This is a genomic window from Desulfovibrio sp. OH1186_COT-070, assembly GCF_003860215.1.
Classification (GTDB): Bacteria; Desulfobacterota; Desulfovibrionia; order Desulfovibrionales; family Desulfovibrionaceae; genus Desulfovibrio.
The window spans coordinates 16,981-28,353 of sequence record NZ_RQYH01000011.1 but is presented as its reverse complement, the minus strand read 5'-3'; the positions used below and the strand labels follow the sequence as shown (position 1 = coordinate 28,353).

The 11,373-nt window shown below is 60.0% G+C and carries 5 protein-coding genes and 1 pseudogene; 3 read left to right on the top strand and 3 right to left on the bottom strand.

The window, feature by feature from the left end; all coding sequences use genetic code 11:
* Positions 1–13 precede the first annotated feature (13 nt).
* Positions 14–1,099: a nucleoside hydrolase gene (locus EII23_RS05580; RefSeq protein ID WP_124792403.1), complete on the bottom strand. Its 1,086-nt coding sequence runs from the start codon at positions 1,097–1,099 to the stop codon at positions 14–16.
* A 281-nt stretch (positions 1,100–1,380) separates the two neighbouring features.
* Here EII23_RS05580 and EII23_RS05575 point away from each other — a divergent pair, with 281 nt between their 5' ends.
* The 3 genes and pseudogenes from EII23_RS05575 to EII23_RS05565 all read left to right on the top strand — a co-directional run bounded on the left by EII23_RS05575 (position 1,381) and on the right by EII23_RS05565 (position 5,303).
* Positions 1,381–3,192, top strand: a complete 1,812-nt coding sequence (locus tag EII23_RS05575) for an Hsp70 family protein (protein ID WP_185702313.1) — start codon at positions 1,381–1,383, stop codon at positions 3,190–3,192.
* Positions 3,101–3,379: pseudogene (locus EII23_RS13615) on the top strand (J domain-containing protein); the annotation flags it as partial. The gene EII23_RS05575 and the pseudogene EII23_RS13615, both read left to right, overlap by 92 nt.
* A 184-nt stretch (positions 3,380–3,563) precedes the next feature.
* The gene (locus tag EII23_RS05565) at positions 3,564–5,303 is read left to right on the top strand and encodes a hypothetical protein (protein WP_260424614.1); all 1,740 of its coding nucleotides are present in this window, start codon (positions 3,564–3,566) and stop codon (positions 5,301–5,303) included.
* Between the two features lie 144 nt (positions 5,304–5,447).
* Here EII23_RS05565 and EII23_RS05560 read toward each other — a convergent pair whose 3' ends face one another.
* Together EII23_RS05560 and dnaE are read right to left on the bottom strand one after the other, a co-directional pair.
* A complete protein-coding gene (locus EII23_RS05560) occupies positions 5,448–7,532 on the bottom strand; it encodes a methyl-accepting chemotaxis protein (RefSeq protein WP_124792399.1) in 2,085 nt (694 codons plus the stop codon).
* 189 nt (positions 7,533–7,721) lie between these two features.
* Positions 7,722–11,204 (bottom strand): DNA polymerase III subunit alpha, encoded by a 3,483-nt coding sequence (gene dnaE / locus EII23_RS05555; protein WP_124792398.1) that lies wholly within the window; start codon positions 11,202–11,204, stop codon positions 7,722–7,724.
* Positions 11,205–11,373: the final 169 nt, after the last annotated feature.

Here is an 11,373-nt window from a genome sequence, read left to right as displayed (position 1 = left end):
TTCGGCGGGCTGGCTATTTGCGGCGCACAGAGGCCCAGTATGTGGTGTCGTTGAGCATGTCCCAAAAGCGCTTCTGATCCACATCCAGAACAATGCGAGCCTTCTGGCTCCCCTCGGGGCCGGTTTTGGGGTAGGCCAGAGACTGCCCGTAAGACAAGCCCAAGACATCGTTGACGTCAACAAGGCACGTCACCTCGCTGGTGATGAGGGTCGGGTCAATGATTACCGCAGCCACCAGCACGTCCCACACAAAGTGGGTAAACGCGGGGTCTTTTTCAAAGCTTTTGCCCACAAATGTGGAGCGCAGGATGCGGCCTTGCTCCCCCGTGCCCAGGGTAGTCAACAGCCTGTCGTAATTCTCCCGGCGGAAGACGACTTTTTCGCAGACATCCAGCCCCAAAACGATCTGTTCCTTGAAGGGCGCGCGCACGGTCATGCGTGCGGCTTCGGGGTCAAACCACCAGTTGAACTCCGCAGCGGGGGTCACGTTTCCCGGCCGGAAAAAGGCTCCACCCATGTAGACTACGCGCTTGATCAGGGGGATGATGTCGGGGGCCTTGCGGATGGCCAGGGCAAGGTTGCCGCACGGGCCGATGGCCGCAATGGTGATCTGGCCGGGGTCGGCGCGCACGGTGTCGATGATGAAGTCCACGGCATGCTTGTCCACAGGGCGGGCTGTGGGTTCCTTGCCATAGTGCTTTTTGTAGAACGCCTGCCAGCTTTCGGGCTGGGGATAGCCGAAGGAGCCGAGCCACGCATCGTGCCCCATGCCGTTGGCCTTGCGCTCCTGCTCGAAGTTGAGATGTCGCTGCGGGCGCAGGGGATATTCCAGACCGGCGGCTACGGGAATGTCGGTGCGGCCCTCGGCCTCAAGCTGGCGTATGGCCCATGCAGTGCCGTCCTGCACCCAGGAATTGCCTGTGACGGTGGTCACGCCCACAAGCTCGATGCCGGGGGCATTGGCCAGCATGACCATGGCCACGCCATCGTCAAAGGCTTCCACCATGTCGGTGTCCAGCAGAACTTTTTCTTTGGCATGGGCGAAAAGGGGGGCAAAAAGAAAGGCAAGGCACAGCCAAAGGGCGGCGGATCGTTTCATGCGGGCTGTCTCCCGTGGTTTTGCATTGCTGGGTGGCGGACGTTTTTTCCCGGCGGATTCCGGCATGGCTCAAGAAAGGCTCTCTGCGGGCGACAGGTAAGGCACCGGGAAAATTCCTCATAGCGGGCTTGTTGCATATTACCGTATATCTATAGCATAAAAATACCCACGCCGCAATGCTGCGCAGGGGGCTTGTTCCGGGGGGCTGTGCGTTGCGTCCCCCTGCGGCCAGCCCATGCAAGGCCTGCGTCCGAAAACTGTACCAAAAATCGGGAGTGGATATGCCAGTCATCGGAATAGACCTTGGAACCTCCAACAGCCTTGTGTCCGTCTGGCGCGAAACCAGTGCCGAACTTGTGCCCAATGCCCTGGGGTCCGTACTCACGCCGAGCGCCGTCAGCATTGCCGAGGACGGTTCCGTGCTGGTAGGGCAAGCCGCGCTGGACAGGCTCGTCTGCGCGCCGGAATATTCCGCGTCGGGCTTCAAGCGTTTCATGGGCACGGACAAAAAATATTTTCTGGGGGGGCAGACCTTTGCCCCGGAGGATCTTTCCGCCCTGGTGCTGCGCAAGCTCAAGGATGATGCCGGGCAATGGCTTGGAGAAGACGTGAACGAGGCCGTCATCAGCGTGCCTGCCTACTTCAACGATGCCCAGCGTGCCGCCACCAAGGCGGCGGGCCGCCTGGCTGGGCTGCGGGTGGAGCGCATTCTCAACGAGCCGTCGGCCGCGGCCCTGACCTGCCGCCTGTATGATCAGAGCACAGATATGAAGGCGCTCATTTTCGACTTTGGCGGGGGCACTCTTGATGTTTCCATTGTGGACTGTTTTGAGAACATGCTCAGCGTCATGGCTGTTTCCGGCGACAATCAGTTGGGCGGGCGGGATTTCGACCGGCAGATTGCCTTGGGCTATTGCGAGGCCAATGGGCTGGATTTGGACCTGCTTTCGCCTCTGGCCCAGGCGGATCTGTTGCAGCGGGCAGAAGCCTGCAAGCGCGAACTGAGCAACAGAAAAGAAACCCTGCTGCATATCGCGGCGGGCGAGGCTGCCGGAAAGTTGGTGTTGACCAACCAGAAGCTCATCGACATGAGTGGCCCTCTTTTTCAACGTATGGGCACACCGGTGCGGCGTGTGCTGGCCGACAGCAAAACCCGGCTTCGGGAAATCAGCCACATCATTCTGGTGGGCGGATCATGCAATATGCCTGTGGTGCAGGCCTTTTTGTCCCGGCTTTTGCGGCGCGAGGTGGGCCATCCCTTCTCTCCGGACACCGTGGTGGGGTTGGGTTTGGGGATCTATGCGGGCATCAGGGAGCGCAGGGAAGAAGTGCGCGATATCATCATGACGGATATTTGCCCCTTTACCTTGGGCACATCCGTTGTGGGCAGCAGGGAGGACGACACGCTGCACATGGCGTCCATCATCGAGCGCAACAGCCCCCTGCCGTGCAGCCGGGTCAAAAAGTTCCGGACGACGACTGCCAACCAGACAAAAGTGCATGTGGACATTTTGCAGGGTGAAGAATTCTACAGTAGAGACAATCTTCTGTTGGGTGAAATGACGCTCAATGTTCCTCCTGCGCCTGCGGGAAAGGAATGCGTTTCTGTGCGCTTTACCTATGATATCAATGGACTGCTGGAGGTGGAAGGAACCGTGCCCAGCACTGGGGAGGTGCGGCGGGAGATTTTGCTGGGAAAGCGCAGCGGCATGACGGAAGAAGAAGCCCGGCAGCGCATACAGGCCCTGGCCGCCCTGAAGCGTCCCCCCCATGAAGAAGAGGAAGCCCGCGCGCTCCTGGCTTGGGGAGAGCGCCTGTATGCGCAGACCACCGGAGATGAAAGGACTGCGGTGGTCCTTGCCGTGGAGGATTTCTTGAAGGCCTGCGCTGCGGGAGGCCCCGTTGCCCTTGCGCGGGGAAAAAAGGTTTTTCGGGAAGTACTGGAAAGAGTGGAAAAGTTTTCCGCAGGGTACGGGTTGCTGCCTTCGGACGATATGGACGATGCAGATGCCTTTGATGTCGATGACAATGATGCCGCAGACGCCGACCCGGAGGGCATGGGGCCGCCTCCTTCAGGTTCCGTCCTGCAGTAGGATGCTGGCGCGGTATTTTGCGCCTGTTTTTTTGAAGCTTTTGCCTGTTGTGAGGCTGCCTGTGTCTGTTTGGAATATTTTGGGCATACCGCCCACCAGGGACGCCGCGAAAATCCGGCGAGCCTATGTGGAAAAGGCGAGAAAATGCCATCCGGAGGAAGACCCCGAGGGCTTCCGCCGTCTGCACGAGGCCTATCGGGAGGCCATGCGGGATGCGCGTGAGGAAGAGAGCAGGGATGCAAGCGGGGAGGAGGGAGGAAGACACCCCGTGCTTTTGGCTGGCGGGGGCAATCTGCGCAGCATCACGGTGGGCGGGAGTGCGGGGCAGGATGAAGGGGAGGCTTCTCCGATTGTTCCGTGCAAAGCGGAAGATGTCACGGAAGATACGCTGTCTTTTGCCTCCGTCCTTTGCCTCCGCAAACCGTGGGGTGGGAGATGCGCCCCCTTCTTCCGTCAGCAGCTCCGCAGCAGAGGCAGGAGAAAATTTTTCTTTTCCTCCGGTCAGGGGGGCGGCGTCCATTCCGCCTGCTTCACCTGATGTGGAACAGGCGGCGGAAAAGCCGCTGTCCTTTGCCTCCGCAAACCGTGGGGTGGGAGATGCGCCCCCTTCTTCCGTCAGCAGCTCCGCAGCAGAGGCAGGAGAAAACTTTTCTTTTCCTCCGGTCAGGGGGGCGGCGTCCATTCCGCCTGCTTCACCTGATGTGGAACAGGCGGCGGAAGAACCGCTGTCTTTCGCTGCTACAGGTTGTGCAGCTCCTTCCGGCACGTTTTCCGGAACATCCGCAGCCACCGGGAGAGGAGAAACGCCTCCCCCGGTGGGCCATGTCACGCCGCTGCTGTTTCCGGGCATGCCTTCTCTGCTGGACGGAGAAGGAGGGGGCTTTCCCCTGATGCCGCTCCCCCTGCCTGGCGGCGGCGTGGAGGGTTTTTCTCGATTTCGTGCGGAGCACTTTCCCCAGACCCCCGAGGAGGAAGAACGGAAAATCCGCACGGAAAAAGCCCGCGCCTCCTGCCTCCGGAGCATGAAAATCCTGAACCGGCAGGAAGATGCCCGTTGGGAGGACTGGCTTTCACTGCTCCGCAGCGAAGATTTTGTCCTTGTGGGACGTGACAGGGAATTTCTGGCCGGTCTGCTGGAACTTTGCCGCGCCTCCCTTTCGCTGCCCACGGCCAAGGCCCTGTATACGGCATATGGCTTCGCTTCTTCCGCCGCGCCGTGCCCCCTGCCTGCGCTGGGGGAATTGCGCGAGATGCTCCGCGCTGTTCTGCGTCTGCCTGCGGCGGACGTTCCTCTGTTGTCGCTGGAGGAAAATGTGCGGCAGTGCAGGGAGGCGCTGGACCGCTTGAAACGCCTTGAGTGCCCGGTTCTCTATGTCTGGCAGCAGGCCCTGCAACACCCAGACATGGCGACGGTCAGACACCAGCCGTATTTTCTGGACCTGCTCTCCGGTCTGTGCGCCGGAACGCAGGCTCCGGAAGCCATGAAGATTGCCCTGGCCCAGTGGTATCTGGCATCCGGGCAGCCGACCTCCCCCTGCCTTTTGCCCCTGGCGGAATTTCTGCCTGCAGATACGGGCCCCCATGCCGAGTGGCCCGCCTGGAACCCTTTGGCGCAAGATATCTTTGGGGGCGGGGCAGAGGCTTTTCTCGCCGCGCTGCGCAAAAAAGCGCTGGAACTCCTTTTGCTGACCAAAAAAGGCTTTGCCGCAAGCACCCGGCGCACGCCGTGGGACCATGTGTTCGGTCGGCCGGAGGTTCTTATTGTCCTGCCGGATCCGGACTTTATGGAGGATTTGTGCGTCTTTCTGGAGCAGGGCGGCCTGCCCGACGGCATCTGGCCCGTAGTGGCCGACGCGTATGCGCCGCTTTGGAACGCTCCGGGCGCGGCCGCGCGGCACTTGCCGCGCTTGCGGAAAATCCTTGAAAAACGCCGGGCAGCAGAGGAAGCCGCGCGGGGTGAGCGATTTTTTCTCTGGGCGTTTTTTGCCCGGCATCCCGTGCTGTTGACCGCCCTCCTGATCTATTGCCTTGCCGCAGGATATGTGACCACAGTGGAGCCGTGGCTCGGCGGCGGCATGTTTCTGCTGCTGGTGTTTCTGCTGCTCTTCTGACGCTCGCCTCCGTTTGGGGACTCCGCGACAATGTGTCAGGGCGGGGCAACGCATGTGCAGAAACGGCAAGGCCGCAGCGCTGGCCTTGCCGTTTCTGATTGATGACAAACCCCGCCTCGCGGAAGTTGTGTCGTCCCGGCTGCATCAGTGCATTTTCATGTCCTGCACCAGCCCCTTCAGGTCATGCGACTGGCGCCCCAGCTCCACCACGGCATCGGCGGCCTGGCGCATGGTATCAACGGTTGTGCCTGCGATTTCGTTGACGTCCGCAATGGAGCGGTTGATCTCGTCGCTGGTGGCGGACTGCTCCTCTGCCGCTGTGGCAATGGCCCGCACCTGATCCGCCGTGGAGTCCACCATCTGCACGATTTCCTGCAGGGAGCCGCCGGACTGGTTGATCAACTGTGTGGCCTCCTCAATGGAATTTGCCGCAGCGTCCATCTGCACCATGCTCTGCTTGGTGCTGGCCTGAATGGCGGTGATGGCCCGATCTACCTCTGCTGTGGACGTCATGGTTTTTTCCGCCAGTTTGCGCACCTCGTCGGCCACCACGGCAAAGCCGCGCCCGGCTTCGCCCGCGCGAGCCGCCTCAATGGCGGCATTGAGGGCCAGCAGGTTGGTCTGGTCGGCAATGTCGGAAATGACGCTCATGATCTGGTTGATGGCCCGCGCGCTTTCGTCAAGCTGCGCCATGTCTTCCTTGAGTTTGAGGGCCTGATCCCGCACGGTCTGGATGCCGGAAATGGCCATCTGCACCACTTCCGCGCCGGATTCGGCCTTCTGGCGGGCAAGGGCGGAGGCTTCTGATGCCTGGCCCGCGTTCCGGGCGATGTCCAGCACGGTGGAGTTCATTTCTTCCATGGCTGCGGCTGTTGCCGTGATTCTTGCGGCCTGACGGGAAGCGTCTTCCTTTGATCGGTCGATCTGCCCGGCCAAGGCGTCGGATGTGGAGTTCAGGGTCAGGATGGCCTGTTCCAGATGCTGGGCGGCCGAGAGGATGTGCGCGTTCTTTTTTTCGATTTCCTGCCCGGCGATTTCGGCCTGGGCCAGAGCTTCCTGGGCCCTGGCCGTCTGCGTGGCGGAATCTTCTTCGTTGAGTCTGGCTTTTTCCAGCATCTGCTTGAGGTTGTCCACCATCATGAAGAAGGAGCGGTGCAGAATTTTCATTTCGCCGGTGAACATGGCGGCATGGGGCGGGGGAGTGTCGAGGCGGCCCTGCGCCAGAGCTTCGGAAGTCTGGGCCAGACAAACAATGGGGGTGCTGATGCTTCTGGCAAGTCCCCAGGAAGCCAGCCCCGCAAGGCAGAGAATGACAAAACCGGTCAGGCCGACGAAGCGGACCATCTCGGTGACGCTGGCGTAAACTTCGTCCTGCGGCACAATGGCCAAGAGTTTCCAGCCGTGAAAGCCCGTCAAAACGGTCACCTGATTTTCCTGCTCGCCCATGCGGATGACCGTTGTGCCGTCCTTAAGTTGCATTGCCCCGGCAAGACCGGGGATGACGCCGTCGCCGATTTTCTTGAACAGGGCTTCCTTGTGGCGCGGATCAGCCAGAATGGTGCCCGAGTCTTCCAGCAGCACCAGATAGCCTGTGTCGTACAGGCGGACAGAAGCGACCATCTCCACAAGGCTGGTGAGCTTGATTTCCAGCAGAGCCACGCCCTTTGCCGCGCCGCGCGCATCCGTCATCTTTGCCGTGACGCCGCAGACCAGATCGCCGGCTGTGGACAGATAGGCCGGGCTGACGGAAACGTCCGTGCCTGCGGCCATGATACCCTGATACCAGCCGCGTTTGCGCGGGTCATAGCCCGGAGAAAACGTCGATGGGGGAAATTCCGTGTATTGTCCTGTTTCCAGCCCCACACCCGCAGCCAGATATGAAGGATGGGTCTGCACAATGCGTTCGAGCAGCTTGTCCAACTCCTGCGTTTCTTCGTCCATCTGGGAGCGCAGCACCTTGGTGGGTTCGGTGGCCCGCGTGAAGTCGGGAATTCCGTGTCTGGCCGCGTCAACCTCCGGAGTTGCCGCAAGCATACGGGCGTTCTGCTGCGCCGAGTGAAAGACGGATTCGATGTACTTGTTGATGTGGGCGAGAGTCTGCGCGTTCTGCCGCCCGCTGTTTGTGTATTCAAACTCGTAGGCCTTGTAGACAAGGATGCCGATGATCGCAAAAACGGTTACGGCCGAGGACAAGATATAGAACAATACGATCTTGTTTTTTATGTTCATTGTTTCCCCTCTCTCCTTTTATCGCACCATGGGCACAAGCATAGTATTTTGCCCGGTACTTCCTTCTCTATCGGCTATCCCTCAAAAATGGTTTAGAGTTCTTTCCTTCAGCATGCTGCTGCCGGGTACAGCCCTTCGCCATTTGATGGTATCGGGCAACCCCTCCGGCATGCCGCCGGATATGCACGTTCATGATGCCCAGGCGGAAAGCGCCTTGTCCAGCGTTGGGCCCGGAGTCACCTTCAGTTCTTCGGCAAGAGACAGTGTGCAGACGTGCCCGTCAATCCGTATCTGGGCCCGGGCCTCCACCGGGCCGGAGTGGTTTTCCAGAATGGTGCGCAGGGCCAGCAGGTCGGCGCGGTTCAGCCTGTTTGGGGGAACCTGCACCCATACGGGAGTATCGCACTGACGGCAGGCTTCTTCCATGGTGCAGACACTTTGGCCCTGCAGTTTGAGTTCAGAAGATTTTTCACTGTCTTCATCAGGGTCGCCGGAGCTTGCGTCTGTCTGGCTGTCGATGCGGGCCACCAGGCAGAGGGGCTGTTCCGAAAGCAGAAGCTCGCGGCACAGGGTATAGGAACGGGGAAAAAAGGTCACTTCCGCGTGGCCGGTGAGGTCCTCGACGTTGACAAAGGCCATGCGTTCGTTCCGGGTTTTTGTCAGAAATTCCTTGACGCCTGTGACCAGCACAGCACAGCGGATTTCTGTTCCGGCGGGCAGATCGCGCGCTTCTTCAAGGGTTGTCAGCCACTGACGGCGTATTTCGTGCCAATAGGGCTGCAAGGGGTGGCTGGTCAGAAAGAATCCGAGCGCTTCCTTTTCCGCCTTGAGTTTGTCGTCTTCGGGCATTTCCGGCAAAGTCCCTTCGGGGCAGTCCATGCCGATGCCGGACGGGGGCGCGGTTTCCTCCTCCGGCGCCATGACCAGCAGGGAAATCTGGCTGGAGTTTTTTTCCCGCGCTTTTTTCTGGGCGCGGGCGGTCACAAGCTCAAGAGAGGCCAGCATGGCCGCGCGCGTCACGCCAAAGCAGTCGCAGGCTCCGCCCTTGACAAGGGATTCCAGCACCCTTTTGGTCACCTTGCGCAGGTTGACCCGGCAGCACAAGTCCAGAAGAGACGTGAATTCTCCCGCCTGCAGCCGGGCGTCCGTCAGCTCGCGGATGGCTTCATCCCCCACGTTCTTGATGCCGCCCAGGCCGAAAAATATCTGACCCTCATGGGGCGTGAATTCGCGCTGGCTCCGGTTGACGGAGGGCGGCACCACGGTGATGCCCATGTCCTTGCAGGCCGAAACGTATTTGAGCAGTTTGTCCTGATTGCCCATTTCCGAGGTGAGCAGGGCTGCCATGAATTCGACCGGATGGTGCGTTTTCAGATAGGCCGTGTAGTAGGAGATAAGGGCATACGCCGCAGAGTGGGACTTGTTGAACCCGTATTCCGCGAACTTTTCCATCAGGTCGAAAATTTCTTCCGCCGTTTGCCTGGTGATATGGTTTTTCTCCGCCCCGTCCACAAAGGTCACGCGCTCCCTGGCCATGGCCTCGACCTTTTTCTTGCCCATGGCCCGCCGCAGAAGATCCGCGCCGCCCAGAGTATAATTGGCGATGATCTGGGCGATCTGCATGACCTGTTCCTGATAGACGATGACTCCGTACGTGTCGCGCAGGCAGTCGGTGAGGGATTCGTGCGGATAGCTTACCTCTACCTGCCCGTGCTTGCGCTTGATGAATTCGTCCACCATGCCCGAGCCAAGCGGCCCCGGACGGTACAGGGCCAGCATGGCAATGATGTCTTCAAAGCAGGACGGCCTGAGCTGGCGCAGATACTGGCGCATGCCGGAACTTTCCACCTGAAAGATACCGTCAGTGTCGCCTCTGGCGTAGAGATCGTACGTCGCGGCATCGGTGAGAGAGAGGTTGTCGAGATCGGGCGGGGTCTGGCCCTGAAGGGCGATATTGTCCAGAGTGTCTTGAATGAGGGTCATGGTTTTGAGGCCGAGAAAGTCAAACTTGACCAGCCCGGCCTGTTCCGTCATGGGACCGTCAAACTGGGTAACAAGTTCGCCGCGCTTGCCCAGATACAGGGGCAGGTATTCCTGCATGGGGCCGTCGGAAACAACCAGTCCCGCAGCATGGGTGGACGCATGCCGCGCAAGCCCTTCAAGGCGGCGAGCCGTGTCCAGAAGGTGGCGCACCTGCGGGTCTGTGGCGTGGAGGTCTTTCAGTTCCGGTACGGTTTCCAGCGCTTTGGCGATGGTCATTTTCAGGTCGGCGGGCACCAGTCTGGCAATGCGGTCTGTCTCGGCAAAGCTCATGCCCAGGGCGCGGCCCACATCGCGCACCACTCCCTTGGCCTTCATGCTGCCGAAAGTGGTGATCTGGGCGACAGAGGACTCGCCGTACATGTCCACCATGTGTTTGATGACATCGCTGCGGCGGCGCTCGCAAAAGTCCACGTCGATATCGGGCAGGGACACGCGCTCGCTGTTGAGAAAACGTTCAAAGAGCAGGTTGTAGGGGATGGGGTCCAGGTTGGTGATGCGCAAGGCCCAGGCCACCAGGGAGCCGGCGGCGGAGCCGCGGCCCGGCCCCACAGGCACGGCATTGTTTTTGGCCCAGTTGATGAATTCCTGCACGATGAGAAAATAGCTGGAAAATCCCATCTGGATGATCACGTCCAGTTCGTGCCGCAAGCGGTCCCTGTACACTTGGGGATCAAGGTTTTCGCGGTCAGGGTGCCTTTCCAGGCGTTTTTCCAGTCCGTCTTCGGCCAGCCTGCGGAATTCCGAGTCCATGCTGGCACCTTCGGGCAGGGGATAGACAGGAAAATAGTGCTTGCCGAAATCCAGGTCCACCGTGCAGTCTTCGGCGATGCGCACGGTGTTGGCCAGGGCTTCGGGCACATGGGCAAAGGCCTTTTCCATCTCTTCGACGGACTTGTAATACAATTCGTGCGTCTCGAAGCGCATGCGTTTCGGATCGTCCATGGTGGTCTGGGTCTGGATGCAGAGCAGTACCTCGTGGGCCTTGGCGTCGTCGGCTTCAAGATAGTGGCAGTCGTTGGTGGCCACCAGGGGAATGCCCGTGTCGTGGGCGATTTCCATCAGGGCCGTATTGACTTTTTCCTGCTCAGAGAGGCCGTTGGACTGTATTTCCAGATAAAACTGGCCGGGATAAATGCTTGCGTATTCGCGGGTCAGGGTCAGGGCCTTGTCCATGTCATCAGCCAGAATCGCGCGGGGAATTTCGCCGGCAATGCAGGCGGAAAGGCAGGTAAGTCCTTCGGCATGGGTGCACAGCAAATCTTTGTCCACGCGGGGCTTGTAGTAAAAGCCGTGCAAAAAACCGTGGGTGACCAGTTTGACCAGATTCTTGTAGCCCGTCATGTTTCTGGCCAGCAAAATGAGGTGGTTCCGGCGGCGGGCCAGGGGAGAATCCGCGCTTTTGTCTCTGTGGTCATGGCAGACGTATACCTCGCAGCCCAGAATGGGCTTGATTCCCATGTCCTTGCAGCCTTTGTAGAAGTACGCCGCGCCGAACAGGTTGCCGTGGTCGGTAAGGGCGCAGGCGGGCATGCCGAAATCCTTGGCGCGGGCACAAAGATCCTTGATGCGAATGGCCCCGTCCAGCAGACTGTATTCGGTATGGCAATGCAGGTGGACAAAATCGGACATGGCGGCTCCGGGTGTACGGGCGAGATTGTGTTTGGCTGTTTCCGGATGTGGGTGTATGTGAAGCTGCGCGATACGCGCTGTGCGCTCATGATAGGAAAAAGTCGCGTGATGCTCAAGCCGCCCGGCAGGAAGGCGCAAACTCAGCGGGGCGGCATTGATCCCAACCGCC